Source organism: Pseudomonas sp. GW821-FHT07B01, from assembly GCF_059419065.1.
Genome location: NZ_JBWKRA010000033.1, coordinates 16,917 through 34,650, shown reverse-complemented (window position 1 = coordinate 34,650; position 17,734 = coordinate 16,917). Strand labels below are relative to the sequence as shown.

At 54.7% G+C, this 17,734-nt stretch carries 25 protein-coding genes; all 25 read left to right on the top strand.

Going from position 1 to position 17,734, the window contains the following annotated elements; all coding sequences use genetic code 11:
- Positions 1 to 46: 46 nt before the first annotated feature.
- A complete protein-coding gene (rpoC, locus tag AC07S6_RS25395; RefSeq protein WP_003194653.1) occupies positions 47 to 4,246 on the top strand; it encodes a DNA-directed RNA polymerase subunit beta' in 4,200 nt (1,399 codons plus the stop codon).
- Between the two features lie 216 nt (positions 4,247 to 4,462).
- A complete protein-coding gene (rpsL, locus tag AC07S6_RS25390; protein WP_002555494.1) occupies positions 4,463 to 4,834 on the top strand; it encodes a 30S ribosomal protein S12 in 372 nt (123 codons plus the stop codon).
- A 118-nt stretch (positions 4,835 to 4,952) separates the two neighbouring features.
- Positions 4,953 to 5,423 carry a 30S ribosomal protein S7 gene (rpsG, locus tag AC07S6_RS25385; protein ID WP_002555493.1) on the top strand — a complete coding sequence of 157 codons (471 nt, stop codon included), beginning with the start codon at positions 4,953 to 4,955 and terminating at the stop codon, positions 5,421 to 5,423.
- A 30-nt stretch (positions 5,424 to 5,453) separates the two neighbouring features.
- On the top strand, positions 5,454 to 7,559 hold the full coding sequence (gene fusA / locus AC07S6_RS25380; protein WP_003194651.1) for an elongation factor G: 2,106 nt from the start codon (positions 5,454 to 5,456) through the stop codon (positions 7,557 to 7,559).
- 30 nt (positions 7,560 to 7,589) lie between these two features.
- The gene (gene tuf / locus AC07S6_RS25375; protein WP_003176426.1) at positions 7,590 to 8,783 is read left to right on the top strand and encodes an elongation factor Tu; all 1,194 of its coding nucleotides are present in this window, start codon (positions 7,590 to 7,592) and stop codon (positions 8,781 to 8,783) included.
- A gap of 157 nt (positions 8,784 to 8,940) precedes the next feature.
- Positions 8,941 to 9,252 (top strand): 30S ribosomal protein S10, encoded by a 312-nt coding sequence (gene rpsJ, locus AC07S6_RS25370; RefSeq protein ID WP_003186070.1) that lies wholly within the window; start codon positions 8,941 to 8,943, stop codon positions 9,250 to 9,252.
- A gap of 81 nt (positions 9,253 to 9,333) precedes the next feature.
- Positions 9,334 to 9,969, top strand: coding sequence for a 50S ribosomal protein L3 (gene rplC, locus AC07S6_RS25365; RefSeq protein ID WP_003194649.1), 636 nt, complete (start codon positions 9,334 to 9,336; stop codon positions 9,967 to 9,969).
- A 12-nt stretch (positions 9,970 to 9,981) separates the two neighbouring features.
- Positions 9,982 to 10,584 (top strand): 50S ribosomal protein L4, encoded by a 603-nt coding sequence (gene rplD, locus AC07S6_RS25360; protein WP_003176424.1) that lies wholly within the window; start codon positions 9,982 to 9,984, stop codon positions 10,582 to 10,584.
- Positions 10,581 to 10,880 carry a 50S ribosomal protein L23 gene (gene rplW / locus AC07S6_RS25355; RefSeq protein ID WP_002555488.1) on the top strand — a complete coding sequence of 100 codons (300 nt, stop codon included), beginning with the start codon at positions 10,581 to 10,583 and terminating at the stop codon, positions 10,878 to 10,880. The genes rplD and rplW overlap by 4 nt, the downstream gene beginning before the upstream one ends.
- Positions 10,881 to 10,894: 14 nt before the next feature.
- On the top strand, positions 10,895 to 11,719 hold the full coding sequence (rplB, locus tag AC07S6_RS25350; RefSeq protein ID WP_003186055.1) for a 50S ribosomal protein L2: 825 nt from the start codon (positions 10,895 to 10,897) through the stop codon (positions 11,717 to 11,719).
- A gap of 16 nt (positions 11,720 to 11,735) precedes the next feature.
- Positions 11,736 to 12,011, top strand: coding sequence for a 30S ribosomal protein S19 (gene rpsS / locus AC07S6_RS25345; protein ID WP_002555486.1), 276 nt, complete (start codon positions 11,736 to 11,738; stop codon positions 12,009 to 12,011).
- 11 nt (positions 12,012 to 12,022) lie between these two features.
- Positions 12,023 to 12,355 (top strand): 50S ribosomal protein L22, encoded by a 333-nt coding sequence (rplV, locus tag AC07S6_RS25340; RefSeq protein WP_003103908.1) that lies wholly within the window; start codon positions 12,023 to 12,025, stop codon positions 12,353 to 12,355.
- A 13-nt stretch (positions 12,356 to 12,368) separates the two neighbouring features.
- Positions 12,369 to 13,055, top strand: coding sequence for a 30S ribosomal protein S3 (rpsC, locus tag AC07S6_RS25335; RefSeq protein WP_003176422.1), 687 nt, complete (start codon positions 12,369 to 12,371; stop codon positions 13,053 to 13,055).
- A gap of 12 nt (positions 13,056 to 13,067) precedes the next feature.
- Complete coding sequence (gene rplP, locus AC07S6_RS25330) at positions 13,068 to 13,481, top strand: 50S ribosomal protein L16 (protein WP_003176421.1); 414 nt, start codon at positions 13,068 to 13,070, stop codon at positions 13,479 to 13,481.
- The gene (rpmC, locus tag AC07S6_RS25325; RefSeq protein WP_002555481.1) at positions 13,481 to 13,672 is read left to right on the top strand and encodes a 50S ribosomal protein L29; all 192 of its coding nucleotides are present in this window, start codon (positions 13,481 to 13,483) and stop codon (positions 13,670 to 13,672) included. Before rplP ends, rpmC begins: the two co-directional genes overlap by 1 nt.
- A gap of 2 nt (positions 13,673 to 13,674) precedes the next feature.
- Positions 13,675 to 13,941 carry a 30S ribosomal protein S17 gene (gene rpsQ / locus AC07S6_RS25320; protein WP_003194644.1) on the top strand — a complete coding sequence of 89 codons (267 nt, stop codon included), beginning with the start codon at positions 13,675 to 13,677 and terminating at the stop codon, positions 13,939 to 13,941.
- A gap of 23 nt (positions 13,942 to 13,964) precedes the next feature.
- Complete coding sequence (gene rplN, locus AC07S6_RS25315) at positions 13,965 to 14,333, top strand: 50S ribosomal protein L14 (protein WP_002555479.1); 369 nt, start codon at positions 13,965 to 13,967, stop codon at positions 14,331 to 14,333.
- Positions 14,334 to 14,344: 11 nt separating this feature from the next.
- The gene (gene rplX / locus AC07S6_RS25310) at positions 14,345 to 14,659 is read left to right on the top strand and encodes a 50S ribosomal protein L24 (protein WP_003176416.1); all 315 of its coding nucleotides are present in this window, start codon (positions 14,345 to 14,347) and stop codon (positions 14,657 to 14,659) included.
- 22 nt (positions 14,660 to 14,681) lie between these two features.
- Positions 14,682 to 15,221 carry a 50S ribosomal protein L5 gene (rplE, locus tag AC07S6_RS25305; RefSeq protein ID WP_003194642.1) on the top strand — a complete coding sequence of 180 codons (540 nt, stop codon included), beginning with the start codon at positions 14,682 to 14,684 and terminating at the stop codon, positions 15,219 to 15,221.
- Positions 15,222 to 15,234: 13 nt separating this feature from the next.
- Entirely contained in the window at positions 15,235 to 15,540 is a 306-nt protein-coding gene (gene rpsN, locus AC07S6_RS25300; RefSeq protein ID WP_003176414.1) for a 30S ribosomal protein S14, read from the top strand.
- A 208-nt stretch (positions 15,541 to 15,748) separates the two neighbouring features.
- The gene (rpsH, locus tag AC07S6_RS25295; protein ID WP_003176413.1) at positions 15,749 to 16,141 is read left to right on the top strand and encodes a 30S ribosomal protein S8; all 393 of its coding nucleotides are present in this window, start codon (positions 15,749 to 15,751) and stop codon (positions 16,139 to 16,141) included.
- A 12-nt stretch (positions 16,142 to 16,153) separates the two neighbouring features.
- Positions 16,154 to 16,687, top strand: a complete 534-nt coding sequence (gene rplF, locus AC07S6_RS25290; protein WP_003194640.1) for a 50S ribosomal protein L6 — start codon at positions 16,154 to 16,156, stop codon at positions 16,685 to 16,687.
- Between the two features lie 10 nt (positions 16,688 to 16,697).
- The gene (gene rplR / locus AC07S6_RS25285) at positions 16,698 to 17,048 is read left to right on the top strand and encodes a 50S ribosomal protein L18 (protein WP_003186037.1); all 351 of its coding nucleotides are present in this window, start codon (positions 16,698 to 16,700) and stop codon (positions 17,046 to 17,048) included.
- A 3-nt stretch (positions 17,049 to 17,051) separates the two neighbouring features.
- Complete coding sequence (gene rpsE, locus AC07S6_RS25280) at positions 17,052 to 17,552, top strand: 30S ribosomal protein S5 (protein ID WP_003176409.1); 501 nt, start codon at positions 17,052 to 17,054, stop codon at positions 17,550 to 17,552.
- Positions 17,553 to 17,554: 2 nt separating this feature from the next.
- Positions 17,555 to 17,731: a 50S ribosomal protein L30 gene (gene rpmD / locus AC07S6_RS25275; RefSeq protein WP_003176408.1), complete on the top strand. Its 177-nt coding sequence runs from the start codon at positions 17,555 to 17,557 to the stop codon at positions 17,729 to 17,731.
- Positions 17,732 to 17,734 lie beyond the last annotated feature (3 nt).

Here is a 17,734-nt window from a genome sequence, read left to right as displayed (position 1 = left end):
AGCGGGGCTGTTTAGCCCGCTCTCTGCTCCGCCAGGAGGAAAGGCCTTGAAAGACCTACTGAATTTGCTGAAAAACCAGGGTCAAGTCGAAGAGTTCGACGCCATCCGTATTGGGTTGGCATCGCCTGAGATGATCCGTTCGTGGTCGTTCGGTGAAGTTAAAAAGCCGGAAACCATCAACTACCGTACGTTCAAACCTGAGCGTGACGGCCTGTTCTGCGCCAAGATCTTTGGCCCGGTAAAGGATTACGAGTGCCTGTGCGGTAAGTACAAGCGCTTGAAGCACCGTGGTGTGATCTGCGAGAAGTGTGGCGTTGAAGTCGCACTGGCCAAAGTTCGTCGTGAGCGCATGGCGCACATCGAACTGGCTTCGCCGGTTGCCCACATCTGGTTCCTGAAATCGCTGCCGTCCCGTATCGGCTTGCTGATGGACATGACCCTGCGTGATATCGAACGCGTTCTCTACTTCGAGAGCTATGTCGTTATCGATCCAGGCATGACCACCCTTGAAAAAGGTCAGCTGCTGAACGACGAGCAGTACTTCGAAGCGCTGGAAGAGTTCGGCGACGATTTCGATGCCCGCATGGGTGCCGAAGCTGTCCGCGAACTGCTGCACGCTATCGACCTGGAGCACGAGATTGGTCGTCTGCGTGAAGAGATTCCGCAAACCAACTCCGAAACCAAGATCAAGAAGCTGTCCAAGCGTCTGAAGTTGATGGAAGCCTTCCAGGGTTCCGGCAACTTGCCAGAGTGGATGGTGCTGACCGTTCTGCCGGTTCTGCCGCCAGACCTGCGTCCGCTGGTACCGTTGGACGGTGGTCGTTTCGCGACGTCCGACCTCAACGACCTGTACCGCCGCGTGATCAACCGTAACAACCGCTTGAAGCGCCTGCTTGATCTGTCCGCTCCGGACATCATCGTGCGCAACGAAAAGCGTATGTTGCAAGAAGCGGTCGATGCCCTGCTCGACAACGGTCGTCGTGGCCGCGCTATCACCGGTTCCAACAAGCGTCCTCTGAAATCCTTGGCTGACATGATCAAGGGTAAGCAAGGTCGTTTCCGTCAGAACTTGCTCGGTAAGCGTGTTGACTACTCCGGTCGTTCGGTAATTACCGTAGGCCCGACCCTGCGTCTGCACCAGTGCGGTCTGCCTAAGAAGATGGCACTCGAGCTGTTCAAGCCTTTCATCTTCGGCAAGCTGGAAATGCGCGGTCTCGCGACCACCATCAAAGCGGCCAAGAAGATGGTCGAGCGCGAACTGCCAGAGGTTTGGGACGTTCTCGCTGAAGTGATTCGCGAACACCCGGTTCTCCTCAACCGTGCACCGACCCTTCACCGTCTGGGTATCCAGGCGTTTGAACCGGTGCTGATCGAAGGTAAGGCTATCCAGCTGCACCCTCTGGTCTGTGCCGCGTACAACGCCGACTTCGACGGCGACCAAATGGCCGTGCACGTACCGCTGACACTGGAAGCCCAGTTGGAAGCGCGTGCGTTGATGATGTCGACCAACAACATTCTGTCGCCAGCCAACGGTGAGCCAATCATCGTTCCGTCGCAGGACGTTGTATTGGGTCTGTACTACATGACTCGTGAAGCGATCAACGCCAAAGGCGAAGGTCGTGTGTTCGCTGACCTGCAAGAAGTTGACCGTGTGTTCCGTGCCGGCGAAGCCGCACTGCACGCCAAGGTCAAGGTGCGGATCCACGAAACCGTCAACGACCGTGACGGCGGCAGCGTGAGCAACACCCGTATCGTCGACACCACTGTCGGCCGTGCGCTGTTGTACCAGGTTGTGCCAAAAGGTCTGTCGTACGACGTCGTCAACCTGCCGATGAAGAAAAAGGCGATCTCCAAGCTGATCAACCAGTGCTACCGCGTGGTTGGTTTGAAAGAGACCGTTATCTTCGCTGACCAGTTGATGTACACAGGTTTCGCTTACTCGACTATCTCCGGCGTTTCCATCGGCGTTAACGACTTCGTTATCCCGGATGAAAAAGCCCGCATCATCAGTGCTGCCACTGACGAAGTGAAAGAGATCGAGAGCCAGTACGCCTCCGGCCTGGTAACCCAGGGCGAGAAGTACAACAAGGTGATCGACCTTTGGTCCAAGGCCAACGACGAAGTGTCCAAGGCGATGATGGCCAACCTCTCGAAAGAGAAAGTCATCGACCGTCACGGCGACGAAGTTGACCAAGAGTCCTTCAACTCGATGTACATGATGGCCGACTCGGGCGCACGGGGTTCTGCTGCGCAGATCCGTCAGCTCGCCGGTATGCGTGGCCTGATGGCCAAGCCGGACGGTTCCATCATCGAAACGCCGATCACTGCGAACTTCCGTGAAGGTTTGAGCGTACTTCAGTACTTCATCTCCACTCACGGTGCTCGTAAGGGTCTTGCGGATACCGCGTTGAAAACCGCTAACTCCGGTTACCTGACTCGTCGTCTGGTAGACGTTGCACAAGATCTGGTTGTAACCGAGATCGATTGCGGCACCGAGCACGGCCTGCTGATGACGCCGCACATTGAAGGCGGTGACGTTGTAGAGCCGCTGGGTGAGCGCGTATTGGGTCGTGTTATTGCCCGTGACGTATTCAAGCCAGGTACCGAGGAAGTTATCGTTCCTGCCGGCACCCTGGTTGACGAGAAGTGGGTCGAGTTCATCGAACTCAACAGCATCGACGAAGTGATCGTTCGCTCGCCGATCAGCTGCGAAACCCGCTACGGCATCTGCGCCAAGTGCTATGGCCGTGACTTGGCTCGTGGTCACCAGGTGAACATCGGTGAAGCGGTCGGCGTTATCGCTGCCCAGTCCATCGGTGAGCCGGGTACCCAGCTGACCATGCGTACGTTCCACATCGGTGGTGCGGCAAGCCGGACCTCCGCAGCCGACAGCGTTCAGGTGAAGAATGGCGGTACCGTCCGCCTGCATAACCTCAAGCACGTTGAGCGAGTGGATGGTCATCTGGTTGCTGTGTCCCGTTCCGGTGAGCTGGCCATCGCTGATGACTACGGTCGTGAGCGTGAGCGTTACAAGCTGCCGTACGGTGCTGTGATTTCGGTTAAGGAAGGTGACAAGGTCGACGCTGGCGCAATCGTGGCCAAGTGGGATCCGCACACTCACCCAATCGTTACCGAAATGAAAGGTACCGTGACCTACGTGGGCATGGAAGAAGGCATCACGATCAAGCGTCAGACTGACGAATTGACCGGTATGACCAACATTGAAGTACTCGACGCCAAAGATCGTCCAGCTGCTGGTAAGGACATCCGTCCTGCCGTGAAGATGGTCGATGACAACGGCAAGGATCTGTTGCTGCCAGGCACTGACGTAATCGCTCAGTACTTCCTGCCAGCCAACGCCCTGGTCGGTGTAGCGGATGGTGCGAAGATCGCGATCGGTGATGTTATCGCGCGTATCCCGCAAGAAACTTCGAAGACCCGTGACATCACCGGTGGTCTGCCGCGTGTTGCCGACTTGTTCGAAGCTCGTCGTCCGAAAGAAGCGTCGATTCTGGCTGAAGTCAGCGGCACCATCGCGTTCGGTAAAGAAACCAAAGGCAAGCGCCGTCTGGTTATTACCCCGAACGACGGTAGCGATCCGTATGAAGAGCTGATTCCGAAGTGGCGTCACCTGAACGTGTTCGAAGGCGAACAGGTAAACCGCGGCGAAGTTATCTCCGACGGTCCGAGCGATCCACACGACATCCTGCGTCTGCTGGGTGTGAGTGCGCTGGCCAAGTACATCGTTAACGAGATCCAGGACGTTTACCGTCTGCAAGGCGTGAAGATCAACGACAAGCACATCGAGACCATCCTGCGTCAGATGCTGCGTAAAGTTGAAATCGCTGAATCCGGCGATTCCAGTTTCATCAAGGGCGACCAGATGGAACTGACTCACGTACTGGTAGAAAACGAGCGCCTGGCGAACGAAGAGAAATTTGTCTCCAAGTTCACTCGCGTGCTGCTGGGTATCACCAAGGCGTCGTTGTCCACTGAGTCGTTCATCTCGGCGGCCTCCTTCCAGGAGACCACTCGCGTATTGACCGAAGCAGCGGTAACCGGCAAGCGCGATTACCTGCGCGGCCTGAAAGAAAACGTAGTCGTGGGTCGTCTGATCCCGGCGGGTACCGGTTTGGCTTATCACAGCGAGCGTAAGCGTCGCCGTGATGCTGACAAGCCGCTGCGCGTAAGCGCCAGTGAAGTGGAAGCTGCACTGACCGAAGCGCTGAACTCAAGCGGTAACTGAGTTCTGCGATAGATGAGTCTGGGCCCTGACACTCCCGTTCGTCGGATCGAGGCATTTTTGCCCCGGTTCGACGCGAGGGGAGGTCGGGGCCTTGCCTTGACTGGGGACAAGATCCTCTTTAGACTCTTGTACCCCTAAATTTGGCGGGAATTCGTTCCTGCCATTTTGCTTTTCTTGCAAGACAATAGCGTCGCAAGACAACAGTGGAGCTAGTAGATGGCAACTATCAACCAGCTGGTACGTCAGCCGCGTAAGCGTATCGTCGAGAAATCCGACGTACCTGCGCTGCAGAACTGCCCGCAACGTCGTGGCGTATGCACCCGTGTGTATACCACCACGCCGAAAAAACCTAACTCGGCACTGCGTAAAGTATGCCGTGTGCGTCTGACCAACGGTTTCGAGGTTTCCTCGTACATCGGCGGTGAAGGCCACAACCTGCAAGAGCACAGCGTGGTACTGATCCGCGGCGGTCGTGTAAAAGACTTGCCAGGTGTTCGTTATCACACCGTACGCGGTTCCTTGGATACTTCCGGCGTTAAGGGTCGTAACCAGGGTCGTTCGAAGTACGGTACCAAGAAGCCTAAGTAGTAGCGGCTTTTTGTAAACCTGAATCATCTTATTTTCTGAGTCGATAAGAGTAAGGTCGGAGGCGTCCCGAAAGGGCACCGATTCCGAGCGAACCTGAAGACCGTTTGAGGGCTTATCCATGCCAAGAAGACGCGTAGCAGCCAAGCGCGAAGTGCTTGACGATCCAAAATACGGAAGCCAAATCCTGGCCAAGTTCATGAACCACGTGATGGAAAGCGGCAAGAAAGCCGTTGCCGAGCGTATCGTTTATGGCGCGCTGGAAAAGGTTAAAGAACGCAAGAACAGCGACCCCCTGGAAATCTTCGAGAAAGCTCTCGACGCCATCGCTCCGCTGGTCGAAGTGAAGTCGCGCCGTGTAGGCGGTGCTACTTACCAGGTTCCGGTTGAAGTTCGCCCGTCCCGTCGTAACGCTCTGGCAATGCGCTGGTTGGTAGACTTCGCCCGTAAGCGCGGCGAGAAGTCTATGGCTCTGCGTTTGGCCGGCGAACTGTTGGACGCTGCTGAAGGTAAAGGTGCTGCTGTTAAGAAGCGTGAAGACGTGCACCGTATGGCTGAAGCCAACAAAGCTTTCTCGCACTACCGCTTCTAATTTTAGCTTCACTAATTTTGCGAGGGCTTTATGGCTCGTACTACTCCGATTAGCCGCTACCGTAACATCGGTATCGTCGCTCACGTGGATGCTGGTAAAACTACCACCACCGAGCGCGTACTGTTTTACACCGGCAAAAGTCACAAAATGGGCGAGGTGCATGACGGCGCCGCGACCACAGACTGGATGGTTCAGGAGCAGGAGCGTGGTATTACCATTACTTCTGCTGCTATTACCGCCTTCTGGAAAGGTTCCGAGAAGCAGTACAAAGACGAGCATCGCTTCAACGTAATCGATACCCCGGGCCACGTAGACTTCACCATTGAAGTTGAACGTTCCCTGCGCGTACTCGACGGCGCTGTCGTTGTGTTCTGCGGCACCTCGGGTGTTGAGCCTCAGTCGGAAACCGTATGGCGTCAAGCCAACAAGTACGGTGTTCCACGTCTTGTTTATGTAAACAAGATGGACCGTGCTGGTGCCAACTTCCTGCGCGTGATCGGTCAGATCAAGCAGCGTCTGGGTCACACTCCGGTGCCTATCCAGTTGGCTATCGGTTCCGAAGACAACTTCCAGGGTCAGATCGATCTGATCAACATGGAGGCTGTTTACTGGAATGATTCCGACAAAGGTATGGTTCCTGTTCGTAAGCCTATCCCTGAAGAACTTCAGGAACTGGCTGACGAGTGGCGCAACAACATGGTTGAGGCTGCTGCCGAAGCCAGCGAAGAGCTGATGAACAAATACCTCGAAGGTGAAGAACTCACCAACGTGGAAATCAAGGCCGCTCTGCGTCAGCGTACTATCGCTGGTGAGATCGTCTTGGCTGTTTGCGGTTCCTCGTTCAAGAACAAGGGTGTTCCCCTGGTTCTCGACGCCGTTATCGACTACCTGCCTGCTCCAACCGACATTCCTGCTATCAAGGGTTCCAACCCTGATAACGAGGAAGAAGAAATGGAGCGTCACGCCGATGACAACGAGCCGTTCTCGGCTCTGGCGTTCAAGATCGCTACCGACCCATTCGTGGGTACTTTGACCTTCGTCCGCGTTTACTCGGGCGTGTTGGCCTCCGGCGACGGCGTGATCAACTCGGTTAAAGGCAAGAAAGAGCGCGTGGGTCGTATGGTGCAAATGCACGCAAACGCCCGTGAAGAGATCAAGGAAGTACGCGCTGGTGACATCGCGGCCCTGATCGGCATGAAGGACGTCACCACTGGTGAGACTTTGTGCGACGCTGCCAAACCAATTATCCTGGTTCGCATGGACTTCCCGGAGCCGGTTATTTCGGTTGCCGTAGAGCCTAAGACCAAGGATGACCAGGAAAAAATGGGTATCGCTCTGGGCAAGCTTGCTCAGGAAGATCCATCTTTCCGCGTCAAGACTGATGAAGAGACTGGTCAAACGATCATCTCCGGCATGGGCGAGCTGCACTTGGACATCCTGGTTGACCGGATGCGCCGTGAGTTCAACGTCGAAGCCAACATCGGTAAGCCTCAGGTTTCCTATCGTGAGCGCATCACGAAGAACTGTGAAATCGAAGGCAAGTTCGTTCGTCAATCCGGCGGTCGTGGTCAGTTCGGTCACTGCTGGATCCGTTTTGCTCCTGCTGACGAAGGTCAGGAAGGTCTGCAATTCGTGAACGAAGTAGTAGGTGGTGTTGTTCCTAAGGAATACATCCCTGCTATCCAGAAGGGTATCGAAGAGCAGATGAAGAACGGTGTTGTTGCCGGCTATCCGCTGATCGGCCTGAAAGCAACCGTTTTTGACGGTTCTTACCACGACGTCGACTCCAACGAGATGGCGTTTAAGGTGGCTGCTTCCATGGCAACCAAGCAACTGGCCCAGAAGGGCGGTGGTGAGTTGCTTGAGCCAATCATGGCGGTAGAAGTTGTTACACCTGAAGACTATATGGGTGATGTCATGGGCGACCTTAACCGTCGTCGCGGCATGATCTTGGGTATGGAAGACACGGTTTCCGGCAAAGTGATTCGCGCCGAGGTTCCGTTGGGCGAGATGTTCGGTTATGCGACCGACGTTCGTTCCATGTCCCAGGGTCGCGCAAGCTACTCTATGGAATTCAAAAAATACAACACAGCTCCGGCGCACATCGCTGAAACTGTATCCAAAAAACAAGGCTGATTCAGTCCTTTAGGCAAGGAGTTAATTGTCGTGGCTAAAGAAAAATTTGATCGTTCCCTACCGCACGTCAACGTTGGCACCATCGGTCACGTTGACCACGGTAAAACCACTCTGACTGCTGCTCTGACTCGCGTTTGCTCCGAAGTATTCGGTTCCGCAATCGTTGATTTCGATAAAATCGACAGCGCGCCAGAAGAGAAAGCTCGTGGTATCACCATCAACACCGCGCACGTTGAATACAACTCGCTGATCCGTCACTACGCTCACGTTGACTGCCCAGGTCACGCTGACTATGTGAAGAACATGATCACCGGTGCTGCCCAGATGGACGGCGCAATCCTGGTTTGCTCGGCCGCTGATGGTCCGATGCCACAAACCCGTGAGCACATCCTGCTGTCCCGTCAGGTTGGCGTTCCGTACATCGTGGTTTACCTGAACAAGGCTGACCTGGTAGACGACGCTGAGCTGCTGGAACTGGTTGAGATGGAAGTGCGCGATCTGCTGAGCACTTACGACTTCCCAGGTGACGACACTCCGATCATCATCGGTTCTGCTCGTATGGCTCTGGAAGGCAAAGACGATAACGAAATGGGCACCACGTCCGTTCGTAAACTGGTTGAGACTCTGGACAGCTACATCCCAGATCCAGTCCGTGTTATCGACAAGCCGTTCCTGATGCCAATCGAAGACGTATTCTCGATCTCCGGTCGCGGTACTGTTGTAACTGGCCGTATCGAGCGCGGTATCGTCAAGGTTCAGGATCCACTGGAAATCGTTGGTCTGCGTGACACTACCGTCACCACCTGCACCGGTGTTGAAATGTTCCGTAAACTGCTCGACGAAGGTCGTGCTGGCGAGAACTGCGGCGTTCTGCTGCGTGGTACCAAGCGTGACGACGTTGAGCGTGGCCAGGTTCTGGTCAAGCCAGGTTCGGTTAAGCCGCACACCAAGTTCGAAGCTGAAGTATACGTACTGAGCAAAGAAGAAGGCGGTCGTCACACTCCGTTCTTCAAAGGCTACCGTCCACAGTTCTACTTCCGTACTACTGACGTGACTGGTAACTGCGAACTGCCGGAAGGCGTAGAAATGGTAATGCCAGGCGACAACATCAAAATGGTTGTCACCCTGATCAAAACCATCGCTATGGAAGACGGTCTGCGTTTCGCAATCCGTGAAGGCGGCCGTACCGTTGGTGCTGGCGTTGTAGCTAAAATCATCGAGTAATCTCTCTTTTGAGTGAGCTTTGATGTTTTGAGAAAGCCCCCGCTTAGCGGGGGCTTTTTTATTGGGTTGACACCTATCTAGGGCGTCTATAGAATTGCGCCTCCTTTTAACGGGCGTATTGCGCCCGGTGGGAATAGCAGCCGGAGTCTGAAATCCAATGCAAAATCAGCAAATCCGTATCAGGTTGAAGGCTTTTGACCATCGCCTGATCGACCAATCCACCCAGGAAATCGTGGAAACCGCGAAACGTACTGGTGCTCAAGTGCGTGGTCCAATTCCACTGCCTACCCGTAAAGAGCGGTTCACCGTTCTGGTCTCCCCGCACGTCAACAAGGACGCGCGTGACCAGTACGAGATCCGTACTCATAAGCGCGTACTGGACATCGTCCAGCCAACGGATAAAACCGTTGATGCACTTATGAAGCTCGATCTGGCGGCCGGTGTGGAAGTACAGATCAGCCTCGGCTAAGACTTGGGTCTTAGTCGTGTAACGCTCTGAAATGGGCGGCCATAGCGGGTGAAAGCCCCGTACACTCATGAGGTTTACAACATGACTATTGGTGTAGTCGGTCGTAAATGCGGTATGACCCGTATTTTCACCGAAGAAGGTGTCTCCATTCCGGTCACGGTCATTGAGATCGAACCGAATCGCGTCACCCAGTTCAAAACTGAAGAAACCGATGGCTATCGTGCAGTGCAAGTCACTGTCGGCGAGCGTCGTGCTTCGCGCGTGACTGCTGCTCAAGCAGGTCACTTCGCTAAAGCAAACGTTGCAGCTGGTCGTACTGTCATGGAGTTCCGTCTTGAAGACGGCGACTACCAGGCTGGCGATCTGATCAACGCTGAAATCTTCGCCGCTGGTCAACTGGTTGATGTAACCGGTCAGTCCAAGGGTAAAGGCTTCCAGGGTACGATCAAGCGTTGGAATTTCCGTGGTCAAGACAACACTCACGGTAACTCCGTTTCCCACCGCGTCCCGGGCTCTATTGGCCAGTGCCAGACTCCTGGTCGTGTATTCAAGGGCAAAAAAATGTCCGGTCATATGGGCGCTGAGCGCGTGACCGTGCAGTCCCTCGAAGTAGTGCGCGTCGACGCTGAACGCAATCTGTTGTTGGTCAAGGGTGCTGTTCCTGGCGCTACTGGCGGCAACCTGGTTGTACGTCCAGCGGCCAAGGCTCGCGGTTAAGGGGAAGCTGACATGCAATTAAATGTAAATGACGCTCAAGCGATCGAAGTTTCCGAACTGACATTTGGCGGCGAATTCAACGAGACGCTCGTTCACCAAGCAGTCGTGGCCTACATGGCCGGCGGCCGTCAAGGTAGCAAGCAGCAAAAGACCCGTTCCGACGTACGTGGTGGCGGTAAGCGCCCTTGGCGTCAGAAAGGCACTGGCCGTGCTCGTGCCGGTACTATCCGTAGCCCAATCTGGCGTGGCGGCGGTACCACTTTCGCAGCTCGTCCACAGGATCACTCTCAGAAGCTCAACAAGAAGATGTACCGCGCAGCACTGCGCTCCATCCTTGCTGAACTCGTGCGTACTGATCGTCTGGTCGTGGTTCAGGACTTCGCTGTTGAAAGTCCAAAAACCAAAGATCTGTTGGGCAAACTGAACAACATGAGCCTGACCGACGTTTTGATCGTGTCCGAAGCTGTTGATCAGAACCTGTACCTGGCTGCTCGTAACCTGCCACACGTTGATGTACGTGACGTGCAAGGTTCCGATCCAGTTAGTCTGATCGCATACGACAAGGTGTTGATCACCGTGTCGGCCGTGAAGAAATTCGAGGAGCTGCTGGGATGAACCAGGAACGCGTATTTAAAGTTCTGCTTGGCCCGCACGTTTCCGAAAAGGCTACGGTTCTGGCTGACAAGAAAGGCCAGTTCGTTTTCAAGGTTGCAACTGACGCAACCAAGCTGGAAATCAAGAAGGCCGTCGAAAGCCTGTTCAGCGTGAAAGTAGAGCGTGTTACTACCCTGAATGTTCTGGGTAAGAGCAAGCGCACTGCTCGCGGTCTGGGCAAGCGTAATGACTGGAAGAAGGCAGTTATCTCCCTTCAGCCAGGCCAAGATCTCGATTTCAGCAGCAGTGCTGAGTAAGGAAGGGGTGCATCATGGCAATCGTTAAATGCAAACCGACTTCCCCTGGCCGCCGTTTTGTGGTCAAGGTGGTCAACCAGGAGCTGCATAAAGGCGCTCCTCACGCACCGCTGCTCGAGAAAAAATCGAAGTCTGGTGGTCGTAACAACAATGGTCGCATTACCACTCGTCACATCGGTGGTGGCCATAAGCAGCATTATCGTCTGGTCGATTTCCGTCGCAACGACAAAGATGGCATCGCTGCCACTGTCGAGCGTATCGAATACGATCCAAACCGTACTGCTCACATCGCTCTGCTGCTGTACGCAGATGGCGAGCGTCGCTACATCATCGCCCCTAAAGGCGTGAGTGCTGGCGACCAGCTGATCGCAGGTGCTCTGGCACCGATCAAGCCGGGCAACGCTCTGCAACTGCGTAACATTCCAGTTGGTAGCACCGTACACGGCATCGAATTGAAGCCAGGTAAAGGCGCACAGATCGCTCGTTCCGCTGGTGCTTCGGCTCAGCTGATCGCTCGTGAAGGTGTCTACGTGACCCTGCGTCTGCGTTCTGGTGAGATGCGTAAAGTACTGGCTGAATGCCGTGCGACCTTGGGTGAAGTCTCGAACTCCGAGCACAGCCTGCGTTCGTTGGGTAAAGCTGGTGCCAAACGCTGGCGTGGCGTTCGCCCAACCGTTCGTGGTGTTGCCATGAACCCGGTTGACCACCCACACGGTGGTGGTGAAGGTCGTACCTCTGGTGGTCGTCATCCGGTATCGCCATGGGGCTTCCCGACTAAGGGCGCGAAGACTCGTGGTAATAAGCGTACCGACAAAATGATCGTCCGTCGTCGCAAGTAAATAGAGGGATACGACAGTGCCACGTTCTCTGAAAAAAGGTCCTTTTATTGATCTTCACCTACTGAAGAAGATCGAAGTGGCGGCGGAAAAGAACGATCGCAAACCAGTTAAGACCTGGTCGCGTCGTTCGATGATCCTGCCACAAATGGTCGGTTTGACCATCGCTGTACACAACGGTCGTCAACACGTCCCAGTTCTCGTTAACGAAGACATGGTCGGCCACAAACTGGGCGAGTTTGCCGGTACCCGCACTTATCGTGGGCACGTGGCAGACAAGAAAGCCAAGCGTTAAGGGGTTAGGAAATGGAAGTAGCCGCTAAGTTGTCGGGCGCTCGAATCTCCGCCCAGAAAGCCCGCTTGGTCGCCGACCAGATCCGCGGGAAGAAGGTGGGCGAAGCGCTCAACCTGTTGGCTTTCAGCAGTAAGAAAGCCGCCGAGATCATGAAGAAAGTGCTGGAGTCGGCCGTAGCCAACGCCGAGCATAACGAAGGCGCAGACGTTGATGACCTGAAGGTCAGCACCGTTTTCGTCAACGAAGGGCGTTCGCTGAAGCGCATCATGCCACGTGCCAAAGGCCGTGCTGATCGCATCGTCAAGCGGTCTTGCCATATCACTGTCAAGGTTGCTGACAAGTAACGGAGTCGAAGAGATGGGTCAGAAAGTACATCCCATTGGCATTCGCCTGGGAATCGTCAAGGAGCACACCTCCGTCTGGTACGCAGACGGTCGGACTTATGCGGACTACTTGTTCGCTGATCTGAAGGTGCGTGAGTATCTCCAAGACAAACTAAAAAGCGCGTCCGTAAGCCGTATCGATATCCATCGTCCGGCGCAAACTGCACGTATCACCATCCACACCGCTCGTCCAGGTATCGTTATCGGGAAGAAAGGTGAAGATGTTGAGAAACTGCGTCAGGACCTGACCAAGCAAATGGGTGTGCCTGTGCACATCAATATCGAAGAGATCCGCAAGCCGGAGCTCGACGGTATGCTGGTTGCGCAGAGCGTAGCTCAGCAGCTGGAGCGTCGCGTAATGTTCCGTCGCGCTATGAAGCGCGCCGTACAGAACGCCATGCGCATTGGTGCCAAAGGCATCAAAATCCAAGTGAGCGGTCGTCTCGGCGGTGCTGAAATCGCACGTACTGAATGGTATCGCGAAGGTCGTGTGCCACTGCACACCCTGCGTGCCGACATCGACTATGCCAACTACGAAGCTCACACCACTTACGGTGTGATCGGTGTAAAGGTTTGGATCTTCAAAGGCGAAGTAATTGGTGGTCGCCAAGAAGAACTGAAACCACAAGCACCAGCGCCTCGTAAAAAAGCTGCTAAGTAAGGGGTACGCCAAATGTTGCAACCTAAGCGTACGAAGTTCCGCAAGCAGATGACAGGCCACAACCGTGGTCTGGCTCAGCGCGGTAGCAAAGTCAGCTTCGGCGAGTTCGCGCTGAAGTCTGTAGCTCGTGGTCGTCTCACCGCTCGTCAGATCGAGTCAGCGCGTCGTGCTCTGACCCGTCACGTAAAACGTGGCGGCAAGATCTGGATCCGTGTATTCCCGGACAAGCCGATCTCCAAAAAACCTCTCGAGGTTCGGATGGGTAAAGGTAAGGGTAACGTGGAATACTGGGTAGCCCAGATTCAGCCAGGCAAAGTCCTGTATGAAATCGAGGGTGTTTCTGAAGAGCTGGCGCGTGAGGCTTTCGCCCTGGCTGCTGCAAAGCTGCCGCTCGCCACCTCCTTTGTTAAACGGACGGTGATGTGATGAAAGCGAATGAACTTCGTGAAAAATCCGCACAGCAGCTGAACGAGCAACTGCTCGGCCTGCTGCGCGACCAGTTCAATCTGCGTATGCAGAAAGCAACTGGCCAGTTGGGGCAGTCTCATCTGCTCTCGCAAGTTAAGCGTGACATCGCTCGCGTGAAGACTGTGCTCAACCAGCAGGCAGGTAAGTGATCATGGCTGAAGCCGAAAAGACTGTCCGTACGCTGACTGGCCGTGTTGTCAGCGACAAGATGGACAAAACCATCACCGTTTTGATCGAGCGTCGCGTTAAGCACCCGATCTACGGTAAATATGTTAAGCGTTCGACTAAGCTGCACGCGCACGACGAAACCAATCAGTGCCACATCGGCGACAAAGTCACTATTCGTGAAACTCGTCCGATGGCCAAGACCAAGTCTTGGGCACTGGTTGATGTTCTCGAACGCGCTGTGGAAGTCTAAGGACTAGGGGTCGGAGAAATTATATGATTCAGACTCAATCCATGCTCGATGTGGCCGATAACAGCGGCGCTCGCCGTGTTATGTGCATCAAGGTGCTGGGTGGCTCCCATCGTCGTTACGCTGGTATCGGTGACATCATCAAGGTTACCGTGAAGGAAGCAATTCCTCGCGGTAAGGTGAAAAAAGGCCAAGTGATGACTGCTGTTGTAGTCCGCACTCGTCACGGCGTACGTCGTGCTGATGGCTCCATTATCCGCTTTGATGGCAACGCTGCTGTTCTTCTGAACAACAAGCAAGAGCCGATCGGCACCCGTATCTTTGGGCCAGTGACCCGTGAACTTCGTACTGAGAAGTTCATGAAGATCGTCTCGCTCGCCCCAGAAGTGCTGTAAGGAGATCCGACATGCAAAAGATTCGTCGTGACGACGAGATCATCGTGATCGCCGGCAAAGACAAAGGTAAGCGCGGTAAGGTGCTTAAGGTTCTCGCTAATAACCGTCTGGTTATCGGTGGTCTGAACCTGGTCAAGCGTCATACCAAGCCTAACCCGATGTCGGGCGTGCAGGGCGGTATCGTCGAGAAAGAAGCTCCGCTGGATGCTTCTAACGTCGCCATCTTCAACGGCGAAACCAACAAGGCTGACCGCGTTGGTTTCAAAGTAGAAGACGGTAAGAAAATTCGTGTCTTCAAGTCGACCCAAAAAGCGGTTGATGCTTGAACACTGCTAGGTAGATTAGACCATGGCACGACTACAAGAGATTTACCGGAAGGAAATCGCCCCTAAGCTTAAGGAAGAACTTAAGCTCGGGAACGTGATGGAAGTTCCGCGCGTCACCAAAATCACCCTGAACATGGGTCTGGGCGAAGCGATCGGCGACAAAAAAGTCATCGAGCACGCTGTTGCTGACCTGGAAAAGATCACCGGTCAAAAAGTCGTTGTGACTTACGCTCGGAAATCCATCGCTGGCTTTAAAGTCCGTGAAGGTTGGCCGATCGGCGTCAAAGTGACTCTGCGCCGTGAGCGTATGTACGAATTCCTGGATCGTCTGCTGTCGATCTCCCTGCCTCGGGTCCGCGACTTCCGCGGCCTGAATGCCAAGTCCTTCGATGGTCGTGGTAACTACAGCATGGGCGTGAAAGAGCAGATCATCTTCCCGGAAATCGACTACGACAAGATCGATGCTCTCCGCGGTCTGGACATCACCCTGACCACCACTGCCAAGAACGATGATGAAGGCCGCGCTCTGCTGCGTGCGTTCAAATTCCCGTTCCGCAACTGATTGGAGTAGGACCATGGCCAAGATGAGCATGAAAAACCGCGAGCTGAAGCGTCAGCTCACGGTTGCCAAGTACGCCAAGAAGCGTGCAGCACTGAAAGCAATCATCGTCGATCTGAACGCAAGTCCAGAAGCGCGTTGGGAAGCTACAGTTGCTCTGCAGAAGCAGCCACGTGACGCAAGCGCTTCGCGCATGCGTAACCGCTGCCGCCTGACCGGTCGTCCACACGGCGTTTACCGCAAGTTCGGCCTCGGCCGTAACAAACTGCGTGAAGCGGCAATGCGTGGTGACGTACCAGGTCTGGTTAAAGCCAGCTGGTAAGTACTTTCAACGTCCAGGTGGTCGGAATCGCAAGATACTGACCGCCGGTGACCTTGAATCTGGATCAAGCCCCTTTTGGGGCTTGTTTCATTTCTGGAGTATGTCTAAAATACGCGGCTCGCCTGAGCCCGTGTTTTTTGTGCTCGGAGATTCTCGGCGACATATGTAGCCGCAAGGCTAATTTTTTTGTATTAGGAGCGTCTAGCCCATGAGTATGCAGGACCCGTTAGCGGACATGCTAACTCGTATCCGTAATGCCCAGATGGCTGAAAAGTCCGTCGTAAGCATGCCATCTTCCAAGTTGAAGGTAGCTGTTGCCAAAGTCCTGAAAGACGAAGGCTACATTGCGGGTTATCAGATCAGCAGCGAAATCAAACCACTGCTGTCCATCGAGCTGAAGTACTTCGAAGGCCGTTCGGTCATCGAGGAAGTGAAGCGCGTTAGCCGTCCAGGCCTGCGTCAGTACAAGTCCGCTGAAGATCTGCCGAAAGTTCGTGGCGGTCTGGGCGTGTCTATCGTCTCCACCAACAAAGGTGTGATGACGGATCGTGCTGCGCGCGCTGCCGGTGTCGGCGGCGAAGTTCTTTGCACTGTGTTCTAAGGGGGGATAAGCATGTCTCGCGTCGCTAAGAACCCCGTTAAGCTGCCAGCCGGTGTCGAAGTCAAATTCGCAGGCCAACAGCTTTCGGTGAAGGGTGCCAAGGGTACTCTTGAACTGAACATCCATTCGTCCGTTGAGATCGTTGAAGAAGCTGGTGAGCTGCGTTTCGCTGCTCGCAATGGCGATCAACAAACTCGCGCAATGGCCGGTACCACGCGTGCGTTGGTAAACAACATGGTCCAAGGCGTAAGCCAAGGCTTCGAGCGTAAGCTCCAGCTGGTCGGTGTTGGTTACAAAGCGCAAGCAAAAGGCACGGTTTTGAACCTTGCCCTTGGCTTCTCGCACCCAGTGGATTACGAACTGCCAGCGGGCATCACTGCTGAGACTCCTAGCCAGACCGATATCCTGATCAAGGGCATCGACAAGCAGCTGGTAGGTCAAGTGGCCGCTGAGATCCGCGACTTCCGTCCACCAGAGCCGTACAAAGGCAAAGGTGTGCGCTACGCGGACGAAGTCGTCCGTCGTAAAGAAGCCAAGAAGAAGTAGGGCATAGCAAATGACCGACAAAAAAGTTACTCGACTGCGTCGCGCTCGCAAAGCACGCCTGAAAATGCACGAACTCGAAGTCGTGCGTCTCTGCGTGTTCCGCTCGTCGCAGCACATCTACGCCCAGGTCATCTCGGCCGACGGCAACAAAGTCCTGGCAAGCGCCTCGACTTTGGATAAAGAACTGCGTGATGGTGCCACTGGCAACATCGACGCGGCCACAAAGGTTGGCCAGCTGGTCGCTACGCGTGCTAAGGCCGCTGGCGTCTCGCAAGTGGCTTTCGACCGCTCTGGCTTCAAGTACCATGGCCGCGTGAAAGCGCTGGCTGATGCTGCTCGTGAAGCTGGGCTGGAGTTCTAAGTTATGTCAAATAACGACCAAAAGCGCGACGAAGGCTACATTGAGAAGCTGGTTCAAGTTAACCGCGTAGCCAAAACCGTTAAAGGCGGCCGTATCTTCACTTTCACCGCGTTGACCGTGGTGGGTGATGGTAAAGGGCGTGTTGGCTTCGGCCGTGGCAAGTCACGTGAAGTGCCTGCCGCGATCCAGAAGGCGATGGAAGCTGCTCGTCGCAACATGATCCAGGTTGATCTGAACGGCACCACTCTGCAGTACGCAATGAAGTCTGCTCACGGCGCTTCGAAGGTGTACATGCAGCCTGCTTCTGAAGGTACCGGTATCATCGCTGGCGGCGCTATGCGTGCTGTCCTCGAAGTTGCTGGCGTTCAGAACGTTCTGGCCAAGTGCTACGGCTCGACTAACCCGGTAAACGTGGTTCACGCCACTTTCAAGGGTCTGAAGGCTATGCAATCTCCTGAGTCCATCGCTGCCAAGCGTGGTCTGACTGTCAAGGAGATCTTCTGATCATGGCTACCGTTAAAGTAACGCTGATCAAAAGCATGACCGGCCGCATCCCTAACCACAAATTGTGCGTTAAAGGTTTGGGTCTGCGTCGCATCGGTCACACTGTAGAAGTCCAGGATACTCCCGAGAATCGCGGGATGATCAACAAGGCTTACTACATGCTGCGTGTAGAGGGTTAATCG

What these genes read in the sequence shown, in the direction of transcription:
- rpsL (WP_002555494.1), top strand. Translation starts at nt 4,463, where the DNA reads ATGGCAACTATCAACCAGCTGGTACGTCAGCCGCGTAAGCGTATCGTC.
- rpsG (WP_002555493.1), top strand. Translation starts at nt 4,953, where the DNA reads ATGCCAAGAAGACGCGTAGCAGCCAAGCGCGAAGTGCTTGACGATCCA.
- fusA (WP_003194651.1), top strand. Translation starts at nt 5,454, where the DNA reads ATGGCTCGTACTACTCCGATTAGCCGCTACCGTAACATCGGTATCGTC.
- rpsJ (WP_003186070.1), top strand. Translation starts at nt 8,941, where the DNA reads ATGCAAAATCAGCAAATCCGTATCAGGTTGAAGGCTTTTGACCATCGC.
- rplC (WP_003194649.1), top strand. Translation starts at nt 9,334, where the DNA reads ATGACTATTGGTGTAGTCGGTCGTAAATGCGGTATGACCCGTATTTTC.
- rplD (WP_003176424.1), top strand. Translation starts at nt 9,982, where the DNA reads ATGCAATTAAATGTAAATGACGCTCAAGCGATCGAAGTTTCCGAACTG.
- rplW (WP_002555488.1), top strand. Translation starts at nt 10,581, where the DNA reads ATGAACCAGGAACGCGTATTTAAAGTTCTGCTTGGCCCGCACGTTTCC.
- rplB (WP_003186055.1), top strand. Translation starts at nt 10,895, where the DNA reads ATGGCAATCGTTAAATGCAAACCGACTTCCCCTGGCCGCCGTTTTGTG.
- rplV (WP_003103908.1), top strand. Translation starts at nt 12,023, where the DNA reads ATGGAAGTAGCCGCTAAGTTGTCGGGCGCTCGAATCTCCGCCCAGAAA.
- rpsC (WP_003176422.1), top strand. Translation starts at nt 12,369, where the DNA reads ATGGGTCAGAAAGTACATCCCATTGGCATTCGCCTGGGAATCGTCAAG.
- rplP (WP_003176421.1), top strand. Translation starts at nt 13,068, where the DNA reads ATGTTGCAACCTAAGCGTACGAAGTTCCGCAAGCAGATGACAGGCCAC.
- rpmC (WP_002555481.1), top strand. Translation starts at nt 13,481, where the DNA reads ATGAAAGCGAATGAACTTCGTGAAAAATCCGCACAGCAGCTGAACGAG.
- rpsQ (WP_003194644.1), top strand. Translation starts at nt 13,675, where the DNA reads ATGGCTGAAGCCGAAAAGACTGTCCGTACGCTGACTGGCCGTGTTGTC.
- rplN (WP_002555479.1), top strand. Translation starts at nt 13,965, where the DNA reads ATGATTCAGACTCAATCCATGCTCGATGTGGCCGATAACAGCGGCGCT.
- rplX (WP_003176416.1), top strand. Translation starts at nt 14,345, where the DNA reads ATGCAAAAGATTCGTCGTGACGACGAGATCATCGTGATCGCCGGCAAA.
- rplE (WP_003194642.1), top strand. Translation starts at nt 14,682, where the DNA reads ATGGCACGACTACAAGAGATTTACCGGAAGGAAATCGCCCCTAAGCTT.
- rpsN (WP_003176414.1), top strand. Translation starts at nt 15,235, where the DNA reads ATGGCCAAGATGAGCATGAAAAACCGCGAGCTGAAGCGTCAGCTCACG.
- rpsH (WP_003176413.1), top strand. Translation starts at nt 15,749, where the DNA reads ATGAGTATGCAGGACCCGTTAGCGGACATGCTAACTCGTATCCGTAAT.
- rplF (WP_003194640.1), top strand. Translation starts at nt 16,154, where the DNA reads ATGTCTCGCGTCGCTAAGAACCCCGTTAAGCTGCCAGCCGGTGTCGAA.
- rplR (WP_003186037.1), top strand. Translation starts at nt 16,698, where the DNA reads ATGACCGACAAAAAAGTTACTCGACTGCGTCGCGCTCGCAAAGCACGC.
- rpsE (WP_003176409.1), top strand. Translation starts at nt 17,052, where the DNA reads ATGTCAAATAACGACCAAAAGCGCGACGAAGGCTACATTGAGAAGCTG.
- rpmD (WP_003176408.1), top strand. Translation starts at nt 17,555, where the DNA reads ATGGCTACCGTTAAAGTAACGCTGATCAAAAGCATGACCGGCCGCATC.